17 protein-coding genes are annotated in these 18757 nt (G+C 72.1%); 4 read left to right on the top strand and 13 right to left on the bottom strand.

Translation table 11 applies throughout. The features are described 5' to 3' along the window. The 4 genes from ASF28_RS05515 to ASF28_RS05500 form a co-directional block, all read right to left on the bottom strand. Positions 1–1098 carry a putative 2-aminoethylphosphonate ABC transporter ATP-binding protein gene (locus tag ASF28_RS05515; protein WP_056088699.1) on the bottom strand — a complete coding sequence of 366 codons (1098 nt, stop codon included), beginning with the start codon at positions 1096–1098 and terminating at the stop codon, positions 1–3. Between the two features lie 43 nt (positions 1099–1141). Then, the gene (locus ASF28_RS05510) at positions 1142–2167 is read right to left on the bottom strand and encodes a putative 2-aminoethylphosphonate ABC transporter substrate-binding protein (RefSeq protein WP_056088696.1); all 1026 of its coding nucleotides are present in this window, start codon (positions 2165–2167) and stop codon (positions 1142–1144) included. Positions 2168–2397: 230 nt separating this feature from the next. Further along, the gene (phnX, locus tag ASF28_RS05505) at positions 2398–3225 is read right to left on the bottom strand and encodes a phosphonoacetaldehyde hydrolase (RefSeq protein WP_056088693.1); all 828 of its coding nucleotides are present in this window, start codon (positions 3223–3225) and stop codon (positions 2398–2400) included. Between the two features lie 21 nt (positions 3226–3246). Further along, positions 3247–4356, bottom strand: a complete 1110-nt coding sequence (locus ASF28_RS05500) for a 2-aminoethylphosphonate--pyruvate transaminase (RefSeq protein WP_056088688.1) — start codon at positions 4354–4356, stop codon at positions 3247–3249. Positions 4357–4483: 127 nt separating this feature from the next. Here ASF28_RS05500 and ASF28_RS05495 point away from each other — a divergent pair, with 127 nt between their 5' ends. The 3 genes from ASF28_RS05495 to ASF28_RS05485 all read left to right on the top strand — a co-directional run bounded on the left by ASF28_RS05495 (position 4484) and on the right by ASF28_RS05485 (position 7126). Beyond that, positions 4484–5347, top strand: coding sequence for a LysR substrate-binding domain-containing protein (locus tag ASF28_RS05495; RefSeq protein WP_056088685.1), 864 nt, complete (start codon positions 4484–4486; stop codon positions 5345–5347). Continuing rightward, on the top strand, positions 5344–6159 hold the full coding sequence (locus ASF28_RS05490) for a DeoR/GlpR family DNA-binding transcription regulator (protein WP_056088682.1): 816 nt from the start codon (positions 5344–5346) through the stop codon (positions 6157–6159). The genes ASF28_RS05495 and ASF28_RS05490 overlap by 4 nt, the downstream gene beginning before the upstream one ends. 100 nt (positions 6160–6259) lie before the next feature. Continuing rightward, entirely contained in the window at positions 6260–7126 is an 867-nt protein-coding gene (locus ASF28_RS05485) for an EamA family transporter (protein WP_244474902.1), read from the top strand. 22 nt (positions 7127–7148) lie between these two features. Here the strand turns inward: ASF28_RS05485 and ASF28_RS05480 are convergent, their stop codons facing one another. The 3 genes from ASF28_RS05480 to ASF28_RS05470 all read right to left on the bottom strand — a co-directional run bounded on the left by ASF28_RS05480 (position 7149) and on the right by ASF28_RS05470 (position 12146). Further along, on the bottom strand, positions 7149–8579 hold the full coding sequence (locus tag ASF28_RS05480) for a GumC family protein (RefSeq protein WP_244474901.1): 1431 nt from the start codon (positions 8577–8579) through the stop codon (positions 7149–7151). A gap of 407 nt (positions 8580–8986) precedes the next feature. After that, positions 8987–10075 carry a glycosyltransferase gene (locus tag ASF28_RS05475; RefSeq protein WP_056088677.1) on the bottom strand — a complete coding sequence of 363 codons (1089 nt, stop codon included), beginning with the start codon at positions 10073–10075 and terminating at the stop codon, positions 8987–8989. Between the two features lie 10 nt (positions 10076–10085). Continuing rightward, positions 10086–12146 (bottom strand): glycosyltransferase, encoded by a 2061-nt coding sequence (locus ASF28_RS05470; protein WP_056091248.1) that lies wholly within the window; start codon positions 12144–12146, stop codon positions 10086–10088. Positions 12147–12506: 360 nt separating this feature from the next. Here ASF28_RS05470 and ASF28_RS05465 point away from each other — a divergent pair, with 360 nt between their 5' ends. Further along, on the top strand, positions 12507–12851 hold the full coding sequence (locus tag ASF28_RS05465) for a winged helix-turn-helix domain-containing protein (protein WP_056088675.1): 345 nt from the start codon (positions 12507–12509) through the stop codon (positions 12849–12851). Positions 12852–12943: 92 nt separating this feature from the next. On the opposite strand, the gene ASF28_RS05460 is transcribed toward ASF28_RS05465, so the two are convergent. From ASF28_RS05460 to ASF28_RS22940, 6 genes are all read right to left on the bottom strand, one after another. Continuing rightward, positions 12944–14299: an NTP/NDP exchange transporter gene (locus ASF28_RS05460; protein ID WP_056088672.1), complete on the bottom strand. Its 1356-nt coding sequence runs from the start codon at positions 14297–14299 to the stop codon at positions 12944–12946. Continuing rightward, positions 14296–15018 (bottom strand): NADPH-dependent F420 reductase, encoded by a 723-nt coding sequence (locus ASF28_RS05455; RefSeq protein ID WP_056088671.1) that lies wholly within the window; start codon positions 15016–15018, stop codon positions 14296–14298. The genes ASF28_RS05460 and ASF28_RS05455 overlap by 4 nt, the downstream gene beginning before the upstream one ends. Then, positions 15008–15934 carry an aldo/keto reductase gene (locus tag ASF28_RS05450; RefSeq protein ID WP_056088668.1) on the bottom strand — a complete coding sequence of 309 codons (927 nt, stop codon included), beginning with the start codon at positions 15932–15934 and terminating at the stop codon, positions 15008–15010. Before ASF28_RS05450 ends, ASF28_RS05455 begins: the two co-directional genes overlap by 11 nt. Positions 15935–16183: 249 nt before the next feature. Continuing rightward, positions 16184–17068, bottom strand: a complete 885-nt coding sequence (locus ASF28_RS05445; RefSeq protein WP_056088665.1) for a polysaccharide deacetylase family protein — start codon at positions 17066–17068, stop codon at positions 16184–16186. 75 nt (positions 17069–17143) lie between these two features. Further along, positions 17144–18178: a cysteine synthase A gene (locus tag ASF28_RS05440; RefSeq protein ID WP_056088662.1), complete on the bottom strand. Its 1035-nt coding sequence runs from the start codon at positions 18176–18178 to the stop codon at positions 17144–17146. A 45-nt stretch (positions 18179–18223) separates the two neighbouring features. Continuing rightward, positions 18224–18556 carry a hypothetical protein gene (locus tag ASF28_RS22940; protein ID WP_056088661.1) on the bottom strand — a complete coding sequence of 111 codons (333 nt, stop codon included), beginning with the start codon at positions 18554–18556 and terminating at the stop codon, positions 18224–18226. Positions 18557–18757: the final 201 nt, after the last annotated feature.

The following is an 18757-nucleotide window of genomic DNA, read 5'->3' as shown; positions in this document are numbered from 1 at the left end:
TCACGCGCGCGCTGCCACCGGGAAGGCCCGGAGGGCCGCCGGCGGCAGGGAGACGTAGAGGTACTGGCCTTCCGTCAGGGCGAGGTCGCCGTGGAGGTTGGCCGAGACGTCGGCCACGAGGGAGCCGCCGAGGTCGAGGCTCGGTTCCAGGCGGGCCCGGGTGAAGGCCCCGAGGAATTCGAGGCTGCGCACGCGGACCTGGAACGCGTTGACGTCGGTTGGCCGGACGTTGCCGACCCGGATCTCCTCCGGCCGGAAGCCGAGGCGGACGGGGCTGCCGGGGACGAAGCCGCGCCCGTCCTCGCAGACGAGATCGACGGCGCCGACCCGGAGCTGCCGGGCCGCCCCGACGGTGGCGTCCAGGAAGGTCATGGCGCCGATGAAGTCGGCCACGAAGGCGGTCGCCGGGTTCCGGTAGATTTCGCCGGGCGTGCCGACCTGCTCGATGGCGCCGCGGTTCATCACCACGACCCGATCGGCCATGGCGAGGGCTTCTTCCTGATCGTGGGTGACCATGATGGTGGTGATGCCGAGCCGCTTCTGAAGGTGCCGGATTTCCTCGCGCAACCGGGTCCGCACCTTCGCGTCGAGGGCCGAGAGGGGTTCGTCGAGGAGGAGCAGGGACGGCGAGGTGGCCAGCGCCCGCGCCAGCGCCACCCGCTGCTGCTGCCCGCCCGAGAGCTGAACCGGATACTTCTCGCCCTGCTCGGGCAGGCCGACGAGGGCGAGGAGCTCGGCCACGCGGTCGGCGATGCGGGCCCGGTCGAGGCGGCGGTTGACGAGGCCGTAGGCGACGTTGGCCGCCACGGTGAGGTTCGGGAACAGGGCGTAGGACTGGAACACGATGCCGAAGTCGCGGGCCGCCGGCGGCGCGTGCGAGACGTCCCGGCCGGCGATCCCGATCCGGCCTTCGTCCTGCCGGTCGAGGCCGGCGATGAGGCGCAGGAGGGTGGTCTTGCCGCAGCCCGAGGGGCCGAGGAAGCACACGAACTCCCCGCGCCCGATGACGAGGTCGATCCGGTCCAGGGCCGTGAAGGCACCGTAGCGCTTCGACAGGCCGGAAACCGTCAGGAACGGGGTCGCATCGCGCTGCGTCATGGCGGGGCCCTCGGCTTGGCGGGAGACTGAAGTCTTGGCTGCCTTACTTCTTGGCGGCCTTGGCCTCGTAGCGGCGCGACCACTCGGCCAGCACCCGCTCGCGGTTGTCCGCCATCCAGCCGAGATCGTTCCTGATCATCGCGGCCTCCGCGCCGGCGGGATAGTTCGCCGGAACGGTGGCGACGCCCGGATAGGCGACCACGGCGTAGCTCTTGGCGTAGAGCTCGTTGGCGGCCTTGGTGGCGCCCCAGTCGGCGACCTTGCGGGCGACGTCCCCATGCTTCGTGGTGGCCACGATGGCGTAGGCTTCCTCGTCCCAGCCGGTGCCGTCGGCGGGCGCGATCACGGCCAGCGGCGCACCCTTGGTCTTCTCGGCGGCGCCCCGCATGTCCAGCGACAGGCCGGCGGTGCGCTCGCCCCGCGCCGCCTGGACGCACGGCGCCGAGCCCGAATGCAGGTAGGCGGCGATGTTGTCGTGGAGGCGGTCCATGTAGGCCCAGCCGGCTTCCTCGCCCATGCCCTGGAGCCAGCCCGCCACCAGCAGGTAGCCGGTGCCGGACGAGGCCGGATGCGGCATCACCACCTTGCCCTTGAGCTCGGGTGCCAGCAGATCGGCCCAGCGCGCCGGCGTCTTGGCCTTGTCCTTCTCGGCCTCCGCCGTGTTGAAGCAGATCACGCCGATGGAGGCGTCCGTGCCGGTCCAGGTGTAGGGCGTCTTGGCATCGCGAAAAGCGGGCTTCAGGGCCTCGACGCCCTTCGGCTCGTAGGTGGCGAGCAAACCCTGCTTCTCGAACATCAGCAGGCTGGAGGCGGCGAGCCCCATGACCATGTCGGCGCGCGGGTTGTCCTTCTCGGCCAGGAACCGGGCGGTGATGACGCCCGTCGAATCGCGCACCCAAACCACCTCGACCTCGGGCACCGCCCGCTCGATCCCGGCCTTGAACGGACCGAGCTGGTCGTTCTCCAGGGCGGTGTAGATCGTGAGCTTGGTGCGCTCGGCGGCCTGGGCGGGGAGGGGCGCCAGGAGGGCGAGTACGAGGGGCAGGGCGAGGCGGCCGAGGGCTGTCATAGTCGCGTCTCCGGGAGGCTTTCGTCGCCACCGCTTTACGGGGCGGTTCGTGACAGTAGAAAGACGAAATCTCACATGAGCAAGATTAGTCTTTCGGCGTCTCTTGCCTCTTTCGTGTCCATCGTCTTCGAAGACTTAAGTGATTTCGCGCACGCCAAGACCGCCCACGGCGAGATGCCATGGACGGTCCACGAATGCTTCGGTTGTCCGGGCGCGCGAGGCGCCCGCGATCAGCAGGCCTGCGGCATCCGCCCGGCGGCGAGCAGGCCGTCGATGTCCGCGACGATTCCCGGCAGGTCCGCGATGGTGTCGATGAGGAAGTGCGGCTTCGACGCGGCGAACAAATCCGCGATCCGCGCGCGCTCGGCGGCGAGGCGCTCGGCGGGCAGGCGTAAGAACTGGTCGTGGGTGAGGCCGAGGGCGTTGCCCGAGCAGGTGAGCGCCACGGTCCACATCCCGGCCTTGCGGCCCTCCAGGATGCCCGGCACCGTGTCGTCGACCTTCACGCAGGCGGCGACGTCGTCGATGCCGAGCGCGATGACGTTGGCCAGTGCCTGGGCCGGCCACGGCCGCCCGTTGGGAACCTCGTCGGTGGCGACGACATGGTCGGCGACGTAGCCGTTGCTGGCGGCGAGGGCCACGACCCGCTCCATCACGCGGGCCGGATACCCCGAGCACGAACCGATCTTCAGGCCCCGGGCCCGCAGGGCCGCGATGGCGTCGAGGGCCCCGGGGATCACCGCCGAGTGGTCGGCGATCTTCTCGATCTGGAGCGGCATGAAGCGTTCGTAGAGGGCGGTGACGTCGGCATCGCTCGCCGCCCGCCCGTGAGCGACCGCGTAGCGCGCGGCGATGGCGGGATCGTTCAGCAGCGTGCGGATGTGGTCCCACTTGCCCATGCCCATGGGCCCGCGCGCCTCGGCGAGGCTGACGGCGACGCCGAATTCGGCGAAGGCCTCGACGAAGATCTGCGTCGGCGCGAACGAGCCGAAATCGACGACGGTGCCGGCCCAGTCGAGGATCGCCGCCTGGAGTCTTTTGGGTGGGGCGTAGGACATGGCGCGTGTTCCTCGAGGGGCTCAGGGCGTCGTGATGGCGAGGGCCCGCAGGGCGTCGGCGATCGCCTCCACCGCGCGTTCCATGTCGGTGGAGTCGACGTGGCCGATGCAGCCAACGCGAAACGTCTCCACCTGCGTGAGTTTGCCGGGGTAGAGGATGAAGCCGCGCTCCCGCACCGCCGCGTAGAACTTGGCGAAGCGATAGTTCGGGTCGCGCGGGGCGTGGACTGTGACGATGATCGGCGCCTGGATCGCGGGTGCCAGGAAGCTTTTGAGGCCGAGGCGCTCCAGCCCGCGGATCAGCACGTCGCAATTGCGGCCGTACCGGGCGTGGCGGGCGGGCAGGCCGCCTTCCTCGTCGTATTGCAGCAGGGCCTCGTGCAGGGCCGCGACCACGTGGGTCGGCGGCGTGAAGCGCCATTGCCCCGTGCGCTGCAGGTAGGTGTGCTGGTCGTGGAGGTCGAGGGCCAGCGACGCCGCGTTGCCCTCAGCCCGCGCCAGGGCATCGGCACGGGCAATGACGAAGCCCATGCCGGGGACGCCCTCGAGGCACTTGCCCGAGGCCGCGATCAGGGCCTCGAACGGCACCGTCTTGGCGTCGATGGGCAGGGCCCCGAATGAACTCATGGCATCGACGATGAGGCCGCGCCCGTGCCGGGCGACCATTGCGGCGATCTCGGGCAGGGGGTTGAGGATGCCGGTGCTGGTCTCGCAATGGATCAGGCCGACATGGGTGATGGCCGGATCGGCGCCGAGCAGGGCATCGACGGCGTCCGGTGTCGTCGGCACGTCGTCGGCGGTCTCGTAGACGCTGTGGTCGCGGCCGAGGGCCGCGCAGATCTTCGCCAGGCGCTTGCCGTAGGCGCCGTTGACGAGGACCAGCACCTTGCCCGTGCGCGGTACGAAGGTGGCGATGGCGGCCTCCACCGCGAAGGTACCGCTGCCCTGGAGCGGCACGCAGGCATGGCTTCCGGTGCCGTTGGCGATGGCGACGAGCCGTTCGCAGACGGAGGCCGTCAGCCGGTTGAAGCTGGAATCCCACGAGCCCCAGTCTGTCATCATCGCGGCGCGGGTGCGCGCCGAGGTGGTGAGCGGGCCGGGCGTCAGGAGTATGGTGGCGGGGGCTGTCATGGTCGTCTCCGGTCCGCTGAGGGACACGAGCGAAGCGGGTCGGCGCCCAAAAACCTTGCCTTCGCGGCACCCATCAGATCAAATCGTTTGTCATGATGCACGGCATCAGTTCGGCTGATGGGCGCCCATGAACCTGTTCCAGCTCCGCGCCTTCGACGCCGTCTCGCGCGAGGGCAGCTTCACCCGTGCGGCCCGAAGGCTGTGCATCAGCCAGCCGGCGGTGACCGGGCACATCAAGGCCCTGGAGGAACGCTACGACCTCGTGCTGTTCCGGCGCACGGCCCGCAGCGCCGAACTGACGCCGCAGGGGCAGGCCCTGGCCGAACTCACCGGCCCCCTGTTCGGCCTCGTCGAGCGGGCCGAGGACCTGCTGGAGGCCAACCGCAATCTGGTCTCGGGCCGCATCGAGATCGCCGTCGATTCGCCCCACATCGTCATGCCCCTGTTGGCGCGCCTGCGCGCCCGCCATCCCGGCATCGTCGTCGGCCTCCGCCTCGGCAACGCCGCCGAGACCCGGGAGGCCCTGCTCGCCGAGCGCGCGAGCGTCGCGGTGCTGACGGAGGCGCAGGCCCATCCCGACCTGCACCTCGAAGACATCGCCGTCTCGCGCATCTGCGCCGTGCTCGCCCGCACCCATCCCTGGGCCGGGCGGAGCGGACTCGATCCCGGTGAACTCGACGGCGTTGCCATGGTCCTGCGCGAGCCGGATTCCGTCACCCGCCGGACCTTCGACCGCGCCTGCGCCGCGCGCGGCATCAGGCCCAACGTGCTGATGGAGCTCGACAGCCGCGAGGCGGTGATCGAGGCCGCCGCCGCCGGGATCGGGATCGGCATCGTCTCCTCCCTCGAATGCGGGCATGACGGCCGCGTCGCGGCGATCCCCCTCGCCGGGCCGGACCTCACCAACCGCCACGCCATCGCCTGCCTCGCGCGGCGCCGCGGTCTGCGCCTGATCCGGACGGTGTTCGACCTCGCCGCGACTGACCGATGAGGGACGCTTCCGTCGGCGCCGAACCCCGCACCCTGGCGGCCCGGCGCCAGGACGAGATCCTGGCGCGCCTCGGCACCGAGGGCAGCGTCAGCGTCGAGGCCATGGCGGCGCGGTTCTCCGTCTCCCGCGAGACCATCCGGCGCGACCTCAAGCATCTCGCCGAGCGCGGACGCCTCGCCATCGTCCACGGCGGCGCCACCCGCCGGGCCGACGAGCCGGCCCTCGCCGTGCGGGCGCGCGACAACCCCGAGGGCAAGGCCGCCATCGGCCGGGCGGCGGCGCGCCTGGTGGAGGACGGGATGGTGGTGGTGCTCGATTCCGGGGCGACGACCCTGGCGGTGGCCCACGCCCTCGCGGGCCTCGATCCCGTCCTCGACGCCGTGCCGCGCACGGGCGTGACGGTCTGCACCAACAGCCTGCCCGTCGGCCTCGTCCTGTGCCGGGTGCCCGGCCTCCGGGTCCATATCCTCGGCGGCGCCGTCGAGGCCTCGGACGAGGCCGCTTTCGGTTCCGAGGCCGTGGCCGCCCTGGCGCGGTTTCGCGTCGATCTCGCCTTCGTCGGCGCCGGCGGCATCGCCCCGGACGGCGAGATCACGGACTTCGCGCCGCTCCCCACGGAGCTGCGCATCGCCATGCTGGCCTCGGCGGCGCGCGGCTACGTCGTGGCCGACCGCACCAAGTTCGGCCGCCTCACCCCGATCCGCCTCGCGCCGATCCCGGCCGGCAGCGGGCTCATCGTCGATGCCGCCCCGCCGGCCGCGATGGCGGCCGCCCTGACGGCGCGCGGTCTTGAAGTCATCGTCGTCCCATGATGTGGTTTTTTGTGGTTTTTCGCTTCCTTTCGTTGAGGACGTGGCCTAGGTCTGGGCCCGGCCGCGCCGGTTCGGGCGGCCGGAGCGGAGCTGCGGACGCGTGGAGAACCTCGTCACCACCGGCATGAGCCTGCCGGTCTTCGCCATGGTGCTCGCCGCCGCCTGCATGCATGCGGGCTGGAACGCGGCGGCCAAGCTCAACCTCGAACCGATCCTCACCATGGCGCTGATCTCGGCGTCCGCCGGCCTGTTCGCTCTGCCGGCTCTGGTCTGGTTCGGATGGCCGGTGCCGGCCGCATGGCCCTGGCTCACCGGGTCCATTGTCCTGCATCTCGGCTACTACGTCGCCCTCGCCGAGGCCTACCGCCACGCCGACATGGGACAGGTCTATCCCATCGCCCGGGGCAGCGCGCCCCTGCTGACGGCGCTCGCGTCCCTGACGGTCCTACGCGAGCCGGTGGCGCCGCTCGCCGCCGCCGGCATCGTCGTCCTGTGCGCCGGCGTCGCCCTGATGGCCCTGGCCAAGGGCGGCGGGAAGCCCCTGAGCCGGACGGGCCTCGGCCTCGCCCTGCTGACGGGCATCCTCATCTCCGGCTACACCCTGGTGGACGGGCTCGGGGCGCGGGCCGCCGACGATCCGCACGCCTACGCGGCGGCGCTCTTCGTCATCGACGCCGTACCCCTGCCGCTCTACGTCCTGTGGACCCGGGGGCGCGGCGTCCTGGGGCTCGCGCGCGGCCTTGCCTTGCCGGGCCTCGGCGGCGGCCTCCTGGCGCTCGGCTCCTACTGGATCGCCATCTGGGCGATGACGGTGGCGCCCATCGCCCTCGTGGCGGCGACGCGGGAAACCAGCGTGCTGTTCGCCACCCTCATCGCCGTGGTGCTGCTCAAGGAGCCCCTGGTCGCGGCCCGCGCCGTGGCGGCCGTGATCATCGTCGCCGGCATCGCCACCATGCGGCTGGCCTGACGACCGCGCCTCCGGATGGGGTTCAGGCGTCGATGGCGCGAAAACTCCGGGCACCGAGGGGCGCGGGCATCCGTGTCGCCTCGTCCCGGCGGTCGCGGCTGGCACCCCGCATGAGGGCGAGGCCGGCACCGAGGGCGAGTCCGAGGGCGAGGGCGAGGGGCAGCACCACCTTGGGCGAGGGCGGCCAGCTGCGCAGGCGGGCCGGGGTCGCGGCCGAGATCACCCGGACGTTGGAGCTGTTGAGCCGCTCCTGCTCGGAGGTCTCGCGCGAGCGCTTCAGGAAGGTCTCGTAGACCCCCCGCCGCGATTCGAGTTCGCGCTCGAGCTCACGCAGGCCGACATTGGCCCGGTCGTTTCCGGCGGTCTCGACCTTGGCCCGCTCGAGGCTTTTCCGCACGGCGGCCTCGCTGGCCGAGGCCCGGTCGTAGTCCTTCTGCGAGGTGTCGATGATCCGCTCCTTCTCGCGCTGGATGAGGCGCTGGAGGTCGCGCTGCTGGGCATACTGCTCGGCCATGGCCGGGTGGCGCTCGCCGAGGCGGGTCGCGAGTTCGGCGGTGTTGCGCGACAGGGTGGCGTAGGATTGCCGCAGGTTCTGCATCTCGAGGGATTGCAGCATTTCGGGCAGGGCCGTGCCGGCCTCGGCCGTGCGCATGCGCTTGGCCTGATCGAGGCGGGACTGGGCCTCGGCCGTGCGGATCGTGGCGGTGACGAGCTGCTGGTTGAGGTCGCTCAGCTGCTGGTCGCTGAGGAGGCGGCCGCTCGTGGTCACGAGCTTGTTCGATTCCCGGTAGCGGATCACCTTGCCCTCGGCCTCTTCGACGCCGCGCCGCAGGCTGACGAGCCGGCCGCCGAGGGCATCGGAGGCGCGCCGCGCCGCCTCGGTCCGGGCGCGGGCGTCTTCGGCGAAGTAGGCGTCGCCGATGGCGTTGGCGATGCGCGCCGACTTCTGCGGATCGAAGGTCTGGACGTAGACGTCGATGACGAAGGTCCGCTCCGCCCGGCGCACGCCGAGCTTGGTCCGCAGGGTATCGAGGGCGATGTTGACGGCGTCGCGGCTGGCGGCCGGCGGGTCGAGGCCGAGGAGGTCCTTCACGCCGACGACGACGGGGTTCGTCGAGGGTTCGCGGACGAATTCCGGGTCCTCGGCGAGGTGGAGGCGTTCCACCACCCGGCGCAGGACGCTGTCGGACTGGATCACCCGCGCCTGGCTCTCGGCGATGGAGACGCCGCTGTCGGCCTGCGGCGAGCGGGTGCTGAGGTCGTTGGCGATGACGGCGAGATCCGTGGGGTCGACGAGGACCTGGAGCACCGAGGTGTAGGTCGGCGTCAGGACCCCGAGCCCGGCCACCGCCAGGACCACCGCGATCACCCCGGACAGCACGATGAGGCCGGCGCCCCGGCGGAGCCGCCGCAGGATGATTGCGGCGTCGGGCGCCGAGGATGCGCGTTCCATCACGATGGGTTCGCCGCGTACCGTAGTCCCGAAGTCGAACATCTGTCCCGTCCCCGACCGTCCCGTCCCCGGGGCATCGCGCCCCGCGCCCCACACCGGTCCTCCGAATTTCTGTGCCGATCCGGCACGGAAACCTCAGGCGTCGGCGTGGATGCGGGGTGATTCGCAGTCGGCATGCCAGCTCGCCCCGTTCCGGCCGCCCCGCGGCCCCATCGGAGCCGGACACGCCGGGGCCCCGAGGAGGCCCCGTCGAACCTGCTGCGATCACCACCGAAGACTAGGGACGGCCCGGTATAAGAAGAGGCTATCGGGCGCTCGGCGACCCCGCAAATTCCTGTGCGCAACGGCGACGATGCGTCGGTATGGTGACCGAAGTCTGACGTGATGGACGTCCGCCGTGACCGGCCTCAGCGTGCCGGCACCACGCCGTCCGGGTCGTCCGCGTAGGCGGCCGGCCCGCGGTCGAGGAAGTCGCGGAAGCGCGCCGCGTCCCCCGCCGCGAGCCGGTTCCAGCGCGCGACGTTGGCCCGTGCCGCCGCCGTCGCTCCGGGGAGCCGGGTGCGCGCCCATGCGGCGATGCGCCGGGCCGAGTCCGCTGGATCGTCCGGTGCGATGAACAGGGCGGAGGACCCCAAGACCTCCGAGAACACCGCGCCCTCCGGGGCGACGACGGGCAGCCCTCCATGCTGGACTTCGAGGAGCGGCAGGCCGAGGCCCTCGGCCTTCGAGGTGGACAGCAGAAGGTGGCAGCTCTCGGCCAGGCGGCGCAGGCCGGCATCGTCGACGTAGCCGTGCAGGGTCAGGAAGGGGGGCGGCGCGTCGAGGAAGGCGTGGCGGCCCCAGCCGATCCGCCCGACCACGTGCAGCTCCGCCGGGATGCCGGCGGCGTTGAGGGCCGCCACGATGGCGATGGCCGCCGGGTAATCCTTGCGCGGCTCGATGGTGCCGATGGCGAGCAGCCGCAGCGGGCGCCCCGGGTCGTAGGCTGCCGTTCCGGCCATCCCGGCGAGGCCGAACACGTCGCGCACCGCCGGCCGCAGCAGGGCCACGAGGGCTTCGCGCCGGCACACGTCCCGCACGGCCGCGCCGGTGGTGCGGGAATTGACGAGGAAGCGGCGCCCGAAGCGCATGGCGAAGGCGAAGCTCGGCGCCATGTAGAGCCGGCTCTTCCAGCTCAGGTCCTCGGGCCGGGTCAGCAGGAAGGTGTCGTGGACGTAGGCGATGCAGCGGTCGCCGAGGGCGACGGACAGGGGGCCCGGGGGGAAGCCGGGGAAGACGAACAGGGCGGAGCGGTCGGCGAGCGCGCGGGCCGGCAGGCCGACATGCTGGGTCAGCACCATCCCGGGCAGGCTGCGGCTGCGAACGGGGCGGACCGCGTGCGGCGCGAGGTTCTCCGGGGCGAACAGGTCGAGGGCGATCCGCTCGATGCCGGTGACGTGGCCGCGCAGGTTGGTCAGGTCGAGATAGACCCGGCGCGGCGAGGGATCGGTGCTCATCGGCGGCGCCTCATGATCTGTTCCGTCTCAGGGGGCCCGCGAGGAGGCTGCTGACGTAGAGGCCGCGCCGGAGCCAGAGGGGCAGGTCCCGGCCGAGAACCGCGCGCTTGGCCCGGCGCAGCATGCGGATCGGCGCGGGGGAGGGGGCCGGCACGGTGCCGCTCTCGCCGGGGTGCCGGTCCCGCGCGAAGGCGAACCGCCCGAGCAGGTCCGGGGAGAAGCGCAGGCGCCCGTCGGCGGCGGCGGGCAGGAGGCCGTGCGCGCGCAGGACGTCGTTGAACCGCAGGGCGGCCGAGGCGTGACTGAACCGGTTCTCCAGGGCGATGCGCGCATAGGCGCCCATGCGCCGGCGCAGGGGCGCATCGTCGATGAGCTTCGCGAGGGCGTCGGCGAGGGCGCCGGGGACCTGGGGCACGAGGATGCCCGAGACGCCGTCGATCACCGCCGTGGTCAGGCCGGAGGCCCGGTAGGCGACGGTGGGGATCCCGCACAGGCCGGCCTCCACGGGGGTCTGCCCCAGGGTCTCGTTGAGGCTCGCGGTGACATAGATGTCGCAGGCGCCGTACCATTGCGCCAGGCCGGCCTCGTCGCCGATGGGCCCGACGGCCACGAGGTCGGGCAGGCCGAGGGCGGCCGGGTCGTCGAGGCGCCCCACGGCGACGAAGCCGACGCCCGGCCGGGCGACCCGGCGCAGGGTCGCGGCCAGATCCGCGAACCCCTTGCCGGGCGCGTCGGCGATGACGGCGGCGAACATCACCAGCACGCCGTCGGCGGGCAGGCCGAGGCGCCGGCGCAGGGCCGCCCGGTCCCCCGGCCGGAACGCCCCCGTGGGGAAGGCGAGGTCGATGCGGGCGATGGCGGCGCCGGCGGGGGCGCAGGCGCGGGTGTAGGCGAGGGTCCAGGCGGAGTTCGCCAGGAGCAGGGGCCCGCCGGGCTCGGCCAGCAGCGCCCGCTTCTCTGCGTAGATTCCGGCGATCCGGGACGGGGCGAGGTGGGGATACTGCGTCGAGGTCGGGCAACGCGCGTCGCAGCCCGTAGCGATGAGGGCGCATCCGCACGGGAAGGCGCAGCGCCCGGTCAGGGGAAACAGGTCGTGCATCACGAGGGCGACGGGCAGGTGCCGCCCGAGGCGCGCGAGGACGTTCGGCCGGCGGGTGGCGCCGTGGATGTTGCCCACGAGGAGAAGATCGTAGGCGCCGTCGCGGATGGCGGCCTCGGTCCGGGGAAACCGGTCCTGCCACTCGGCCCCCGCCGGAACGGCCTCGTCGGCCAGGCGGAAGTCCGTCACCCGGTGGCCCGACAGGATCAGCGCCTCGGCCAGACGCCGATGGGCGATGCCGGCGCCGCCGCCGGCCCCGTGGTCGGTGAGGGTGGCGATGGCGAGCCCCGGACGCGGCGTCGTCAGCGAGGACCGCCCGCCGGGTGCATGCTGCAGCAGGACCGGTCGCCCGATCCGCGCGAGCCGCGCGCCTCCAAGGCGGGGCCACAGGTCGGCCACGGGGTGCGCCTGCGCGAGGTCGATACCGCCCGCCCGGCGGATCGCCGCCCGCGCCAGGAGGCACTCGCCGCCGGTGAACGCCGCCAGGGGGCCGTCCGGGACCCCGCCGCCGTCGAGGGGGCCGGGGGCCTGCGCGATGGCGTCGAGGCCGAGCACCCCGCCGAGCACCCCTCGGTCGAACACGACGCGCAGGCCGGCGACCACGTCCGGGCCCGCGGAGGGGCCGCCGTCCAGGACCGCTTCCAGGCCGAGGGCGGTCAGGGCGCCCGGCGCCAGGAGGTCGCCGGCCCGCAGTACCAGGAGGTAATCGACGGACGGATCGGACAGCAGAGCCTCGACGGAGGCCGGCGCGTCCGGTCCCGGCGGGACATGGTGGTGATGCAGGGGCGCATAATCCTGCGCCGCCACCGAGGCGTCCGTGGCCGCAAGGCCGGGGGCGTCGGGCCCCGCCGCGGTGAGGACGTGGATGCTCGGCCAGGGGCGGCCGTCGGGCAGCGTCGCCGGGCGCGGCGCGTCCGGGGCGCGGGGCCCGAAGGGCCACTGGGCGACGCCGTGACCATCGTGTTCGAGCATGGCGACGGTCGAGCCCGTGAGTGACATCGCCGGGAGAACGCACACCGACCCGGCCTCGGACCATGGCCCGAGGGTAGGTCCGAATCCTGAAGATATGCTTGTCGCCCCCTGAACCGGCAGGACCGTGTCCTCCCGCGCAACTCACGTCATCCGGGCCAGCACCGCGTCCCTCCACGGTACCGCTGGGGCCGCAGGGGTCGGGCGTGTTCGGTCATGGAGATCTCAGGCCGGCGATTCCCGACGGCGTATGGTCCGGACCATAAAGCGACGGGCCGGTCGCAACCCCATCCCGGCATCGCGACATGATGAAAGCGCGAGGGCGCCACCGGACAGCGGTGCGCCGACGCACGAGGAGAGTCGATGGCACGCTTGAGTATCCGCATCGATCTCGGTCCCGACCATCGGGTCGGCCCCGGGAAGGTGCACCTGCTCGAGATGATCGCGGAGCATGGTTCGATCTCGGCGGCGGGCCGGGCGCTCGGCATGTCGTATCGCCGCGCGTGGATGCTGGTCGAAGCGATGAATAAGGGCTTCGGCAGGCCCGTCGTCGATGCACAGATCGGCGGCAAGTCCGGGGGCGGCGCGCGCCTCTCGCCGTTCGGCGCCGACGTTGTGGCCCACTATCGCGCCATCGAGCGTGCGGCGGAGGAATCGGCCCTGCCGTTCCTGGCGAAGCTCTCGGCCCCCTCCGTGAACGAGACGTAGCCCGCGGCCCGCGTCTCATCGGAGGTCCGGTCGCACCGCGACCGATCCGACCGTGGAGCCTTGTATTCCTTCGGGAGCAGCGGGCCGTTCCGCTACGGGCTCGATGCCTCGGCTTGCGCCTCGCTCTCCCGTTGCCGCGCCTCCTGGCGGCGGCCGAGCCAGAGGCTATTGACGAGCCATGCGATGGAGAGCGGTACCGCCGTCACGGCGACGGCCGTCGAGCCGAGTCCGAGGGCCGCGATCCCGGCGAACGACCAAGCGCCGATCTGGTCGCCGGTGCGATAGACCACGGTGTCGAGGAAGTTCTTGGCCTTGTAGCGATCCTCGCGCGGCACGACGGTGAACAGGACCTCGCGGATCGGCCGGGCGATGGCGAAGTTGCCGGCCCGGCGCAACACCTGGAACACCACGATTGCGGTGATGGTCGGCGACACGGCCAGGGCCGCGAACCCGAGGATGCTGGCCGCCGGCAGGAGGGCGAGGCTCGGGCCGACGCCGATGCGCCGGACGATCCGTCCCGTGAGGAAGAACTGCACGCCCAGCGTCAGCCCGTTGACCAGGAGATCGACGGTGGCGAAGAACGCCGTCTGCGCACCGCGATCGGGGAAGCTCTTCTTGGCGATGCCGGCCTGCTCGAAATACAGGAACGTCGAGGTCACGGAGAACAGCAGCAGGAACAGGCCGATGTTGAGGAGATAGGGCGAGCGGAACGTCCGGGTGATGCCCGCGAAGGCACTGCCGCCGATGGCATCGGCCGGGCCCGCGTCCCCGGCCACGGGGCGCTGGTGCAGGCGGTCCGACAGGCGGGCGAGGCCGCGCATGCTGAACACCGCCACCTCCAGCAGCACGGCCGCACCTACGAGGAGCACCCAGGTCGGCACGTCGCGGGCGAGGATCGCCGTGGTGGCCGAGCCCGCGATGGCGCCGAGCGTCGCTCCGGCGGCGATGAATCCGAACAGGCGCTTGCCCTGCTCCGTGGAGAACACGTCGACGATGGTGGCCCAGAACACCGAGACCACGAACAGGTTGAAGATCGACAGCCAGATGAAGAACGCCCGCCCGATCCAGACATCGCCCTCGGGACCGGCGAGGTAGAGGGCGGCGGCGAACAGGAGGATGTTGGCGGCGAAGAACCGGTAGGTCAGGGGCACGAACCGGGCGCGCGGCAGGGTCTTCACCAACCAGGCGAAGGGCACGTTGAGGGCGAGCATGCCCACAAGCGTACCGGTGAACAGCCAGGGCAGGTTCTCGAGGCCGCCGGCGATGCCCATCTGGTCCCGGATCGGGCGCAGGACGTAGTAGGCGGCCAGGATCGAGAAGATGTAGGCCCAGGACCACGCCAGCGCCGGAACCTCGCCGGGCCGGACATCGACGAGGCGCCCGAGCCAGTGGGTCGCCCGAACCCCGCCATAGACGGGGACGGGAACGACCCCGCCGGGGCTGCTCAACGCGTGACCCCGAGGCGCGTGCTCAATTCCGGGGCGGTGAGGTCGTGGCCGAAGCCCGGCGAGCCCATGGCGAAGCCGTCCGCTTTCGCGAGGGGTCCGACGATCACCGGATCGAAGCCCGCATCCGTGACGAGCTTGGAGACCGTGGCCAGGGCCTCGGCGTCGTCCCCCGCCATGGGGATCGCCATGCGGGCGCCGTCGCGATTGCTGTTCTTGGCGAACACCTTGTAGTTCGCCGCGTTGAAGGCGCGCACGATCCGGGCACCGCGCAGGTACTTGGCCGAGACCGCCGCGATGCCGCTCTCCTTCACCTCGGCGTAGACCGCGCCGTCGCGGGCCTCGGTGGCGTTCCCGGCGTCGATCACGGTCTTGCCCTGGAGGGCGGCGCCATGGTCGGCGCTCAGTTGCGGATAGGCCTTGTAGGGCACGGCGATCAGAACGACGTCGCCGAAGGCGATGGCCTCGGCCGGGGTGCCGGCGCGGGCCTTGGGGCCGAGGCTCTCGACGAGGCCCTTCAGCTCCTCGGGGTGGCGCGAGGACACCATGACCTCGTGGCCGGCCTTCGCCCACAGGCCGCCGAGGGTGCCGCCGATGTTGCCGGCGCCGACGATCCCGATGCGGGCCGGCGGCGGAGCGGTCTGGGCCCAGGCGGGCCCGCTCAGGGCGAGGGACGCGGCGAGGGCGAGGGCCGCCCGGCGGGACATGATCTCAGAGCGCATCGACATAGGCCTCCATTCGGGCACGCTGGGCGGCGTCGGGCATCCGGCCGCGCGCGGCACCGAGGTTGTCCTCGACATAGGCCGCCTTGGCCATGCCGGGGATCGGGCAGGTCACGGCCTCGTGGGCGAGGACGTATTTGAGGAAGAATTGCGGCCAGCTCGCGCAGCCGAACTCGGCGGTCCAGGGCGGCAGGTCGCGGCCCTGGACGGCCTTGAGCAGGCGGTCTCGCCCGAACGGCACGTTGACCATCACGGCCACACCGCGCTCGGCGGCGAGCGGTAGGATGCGCTGGGCGGCCAGTCGATCGTCGAGGGCGTAGTTCACCTGAATGACATCGAGGGTCTCGCGCTTCATCACGGCTTCGAGGTCGGCGAACTGATTGTCGCGCCACACGGTGACGCCGACGTAGCGGATACGCTTTTGCGCCTTCAGGTCCCGGAGGGTCGCGAGGTTCGAGGCCGGGTCGATGAGGTTGTGGACGGCGACGAGGTCGATCACCGGTGTGTTCAGGCGCTTGAACGAGCGTTCGATCTCGGCGAGGCCGGCTTCGCGGCCGGGCGTGCCGACCTTGCTGCACAGGAACACCTTTTCGCGCAGGCCGTCCTGCGGGAGGATGACGCCGAGCACGTCCTCGGCCGTGCCGTAGCTCGGCGCCGTGTCGATCACCGAGCCGCCGAGCGCCACGAAGCGCCGCACCGCCTCGCGCAGGGGGGCGACCTTCTCCGCGGTCGGCTCGACCTCGTAGCGGCGCGAGGTGCCAATGCCGAGGACGGGCAGCATCTCGCCGGAGGACGGGATGGGCCGGCGGATCAGGCCGGCGGGCTCCGCCCGCGCGGGCCGGATAGCGGGGCCGAAGAGCGGCGCCAGGGGGAGAAGGCCGGTGCCGGCGAGGATCGCGCGTCGGGATGGGTGCATCGGGCAGGGGCTCCTGCGGAGAGTGGCGTGCCCTCCATCTAGGTCGCGCATCCAATTCCGACATGGTGCAGGGCGCCTGCCGGGCCGCGACCGGCCCCTGTCGGCACCCGGTCGCGCGAGGCGACCGATGCCGAAGAGCCGGCGGCCGCCCGGTGCGCGAAGGCCTCGCTAACCATTTCACGTGAAAAAGGCGGTCGGAAAGATGCGCCGGCCGAGGCCGGCCGATCCCCCGACCGGCGCCTTCCGGCCTCAGGCCGCGGACAGGGAAGCGACGTGATCGGCGATGGCCCCGGCGGTGGTGAGCCAGATGTCGTCCCGGTGCCGGGCGATGTACTCCAGGGCCGTGCGCAGGGGCTTGAGACGATGGGGCTGGCCGACGATGTAGGGATGGAGCGCGATGCCCATGACCAGGGGCGCGGTCCGGGACTGCTCCAGCATCGCGTCGAAACCGTCGACGATGGCTTCGGCGAACTGGCGCCCGGTGTCCTTGCGGGCGACGATGGCCGGGATGTCGTTCAGTTCCTGCGGATACGGCACCGAGAGGATGCGCCCGCCCCCGCGCGTCACGAACCAGACCGGCTGGTCGTCGTGCGCCCAGTCGAGGAGGTAGCGGTAGCCGGCCTCGGCCAGGAGATCGGGCGTGACCGGCGACTGCGAGATCCACGGGCCGAGCCAGCCGGCGGGCGGCCTGCCCTCGTGCCGGGTCAGGGTCCGCGTGGCCTCCGCGATGAGGGCCCGCTCGGCCGCCTCGTCCAGGGTGCCCTGGCGCTCGGCATTGGTGCGGCCGTGGCCGACGATCTCGTCGCCGCGCGCCCGGAACGCCTCGATGAGGCCGGGGCAATCGTCGTAGAGCCGGCTGTTGACCAGCACGCTCGCCGGCAGGGCGAGCGCGTCGAACAGGGCCTTCATCCGCCACGCGCCGACGCGGTTGCCCCAGTCGCGCCAGGCGTAGTTGAGCACGTCCGGCTGCGGCCCGCCGGGGGCGAGCTCGGCCCCGAGTCCCGATCCGAAGTCGAAGGTCTCGAGGTTGAGGGCGACGTAGACGGCCAGGCGCTTGCCCCCGGGCCAATCGTAGACCGGCCGATCGGGCAGGGCGCTGTAGCCGTAGCGGCCGTGGCCTGTCGGTGTGTCCATACCTGATGCCCTCGAATTCGACGGGATGTCGCGCCCGGCCGAGATAGGCCGCTTCGGGCCGCGGTTCCACGGCGATCAGGCCCGCCACTCGGGAAGCGCGTCCGGCGTCGCTTCGAGCCAGCCTGGGACCGGCAGGCCGCGCTCGCGCAGGAACGCGATGTTGAACAGCTTCGAGGCGTAGCGGGCGGCCCCGTCGCACAGGATCGTCACGATGGTGTGGCCCGGCCCCAGTTCGCGCGCGAGCCGTACCGCTCCCGCGACGTTGATCCCCGACGAGCCGCCGAGGCTGACGCCCTCGTCGCGCATGAGGCCGAAGACGTGGTCGAGGGCCTCGGCGTCGGGAATGCGATAGGAATGGTCGGGCCGGAAGCCTTCGAGGTTGCGCGTCACCCGGCCCTGGCCGATGCCTTCGGTGATCGACGAGCCCTCGGCCTTGAGCGCCCCATCCGTGTAGTAGGCGTGGAGCGCCGAGCCGTCGGGATCGGCCAGGGCGATGCGCACGCCGGGCTTCAGGGCGCGCAGGGCTTCCGCCGTCCCGGCCAGCGTCCCCCCGGTGCCCGCCGCGCAGACGAATCCGTCGACGGCGCCTCCCGTGCCGGCGAAGATCTCCGGGCCGGTGGTCTCCACATGGGCCCGCCGGTTGGCGACGTTGTCGAACTGGTCGGCGAAGAAGGCGCCCGCCGGCTCCGTGGCACTGAGCGCCGCGGCGAGGCGGTGCGCGGCGTGGACGTAGTTGTTCGGATTGGAAAACGGCACCGCCGGCACCTCGACGAGGCGGGCGCCGGCCAGCCGCAGGGTCTGCTTCTTCTCGGCCGACTGGGTCTCCGGGATGACGATGACCGTGCGGTAGCCGCGCACGGCGGCGACGAGGGCGAGGCCGATGCCGGTGTTGCCGGCGGTGCCCTCGACGATGGTGCCGCCGGGCCGGATCAGGCCGCGCGCCTCCGCGTCCCGCACGATGGACAGGGCGGCGCGGTCCTTCACCGACAGGCCGGGATTCAGGAACTCGGCCTTGCCCAGGATGGTGCAGCCGGTCTCGTCCGAGGCGCGCGCCAGCCGGACGAGCGGCGTGCCGCCGATGGCGGACAGGATATCGTCGTGGGGCGTCATTCGGGGCGTCAGCCGTGTTGTCGTTGCGGATGCGAGGCGGCGCCCTCAGGCCGGTCCATCCCGAAGGAGGGCCGAGTGTGCGCCGCCCTCGCCGAGGTAGGCAACCATCATTTCGGCCACCGCCCGTTCGGCGTAGGCGGCGAGGCTCTCGCCGTTCCAGACCGGAAAGGCGTCCACCAGAGTGCGCCCGGCCAGGATCTGCCGGATCTCGTCGGGCATCAGCCCATCCTCAATGGCGGCGAAGTATCCGGCTCGCGCATAGGCCCGGCGGCGCCGCGGTCCCGCGCCCTCGGACCGATGGGACGCGCCGGTTCGCTCGAGGCGTCCGAAATCGAGGAGCCGCGCCCGCGCCTCGCGATCAGGATAGTCGCTTCCCATGGCCGACGGGCCTCCCTGTCGAGTTCTCCGAATCCGAGGCCGCACCGGCCGGGCCCGGGCATGGGACGGGTGATCTCGTGGAAGCGGGAATGAACATCGTCACGATACGGGACCCTCACGACCGAACCGGCACCGGCCTTTTCGATACGGCGATCCTAGTCATTCGGATCGAGGATGTGCTTCCAAAGATCGCCGCCGCCG

Source organism: Methylobacterium sp. Leaf99, from assembly GCF_001422375.1.
GTDB lineage: Bacteria > Pseudomonadota > Alphaproteobacteria > Rhizobiales > Beijerinckiaceae > Methylobacterium.
Note: the sequence above shows the minus strand (reverse complement) of the source record. Positions and strands in the feature narration are given on the sequence as shown.

What these genes read in the sequence shown, in the direction of transcription:
- ASF28_RS05515 (WP_056088699.1), bottom strand. Translation starts at nt 1,098, where the DNA reads ATGACGCAGCGCGATGCGACCCCGTTCCTGACGGTTTCCGGCCTGTCG.
- ASF28_RS05510 (WP_056088696.1), bottom strand. Translation starts at nt 2,167, where the DNA reads ATGACAGCCCTCGGCCGCCTCGCCCTGCCCCTCGTACTCGCCCTCCTG.
- phnX (WP_056088693.1), bottom strand. Translation starts at nt 3,225, where the DNA reads ATGTCCTACGCCCCACCCAAAAGACTCCAGGCGGCGATCCTCGACTGG.
- ASF28_RS05500 (WP_056088688.1), bottom strand. Translation starts at nt 4,356, where the DNA reads ATGACAGCCCCCGCCACCATACTCCTGACGCCCGGCCCGCTCACCACC.
- ASF28_RS05495 (WP_056088685.1), top strand. Translation starts at nt 4,484, where the DNA reads ATGAACCTGTTCCAGCTCCGCGCCTTCGACGCCGTCTCGCGCGAGGGC.
- ASF28_RS05490 (WP_056088682.1), top strand. Translation starts at nt 5,344, where the DNA reads ATGAGGGACGCTTCCGTCGGCGCCGAACCCCGCACCCTGGCGGCCCGG.
- ASF28_RS05480 (WP_244474901.1), bottom strand. Translation starts at nt 8,579, where the DNA reads ATGGAACGCGCATCCTCGGCGCCCGACGCCGCAATCATCCTGCGGCGG.
- ASF28_RS05475 (WP_056088677.1), bottom strand. Translation starts at nt 10,075, where the DNA reads ATGAGCACCGATCCCTCGCCGCGCCGGGTCTATCTCGACCTGACCAAC.
- ASF28_RS05470 (WP_056091248.1), bottom strand. Translation starts at nt 12,146, where the DNA reads ATGCTCGAACACGATGGTCACGGCGTCGCCCAGTGGCCCTTCGGGCCC.
- ASF28_RS05465 (WP_056088675.1), top strand. Translation starts at nt 12,507, where the DNA reads ATGGCACGCTTGAGTATCCGCATCGATCTCGGTCCCGACCATCGGGTC.
- ASF28_RS05455 (WP_056088671.1), bottom strand. Translation starts at nt 15,018, where the DNA reads ATGCGCTCTGAGATCATGTCCCGCCGGGCGGCCCTCGCCCTCGCCGCG.
- ASF28_RS05450 (WP_056088668.1), bottom strand. Translation starts at nt 15,934, where the DNA reads ATGCACCCATCCCGACGCGCGATCCTCGCCGGCACCGGCCTTCTCCCC.
- ASF28_RS05445 (WP_056088665.1), bottom strand. Translation starts at nt 17,068, where the DNA reads ATGGACACACCGACAGGCCACGGCCGCTACGGCTACAGCGCCCTGCCC.
- ASF28_RS05440 (WP_056088662.1), bottom strand. Translation starts at nt 18,178, where the DNA reads ATGACGCCCCACGACGATATCCTGTCCGCCATCGGCGGCACGCCGCTC.
- ASF28_RS22940 (WP_056088661.1), bottom strand. Translation starts at nt 18,556, where the DNA reads ATGGGAAGCGACTATCCTGATCGCGAGGCGCGGGCGCGGCTCCTCGAT.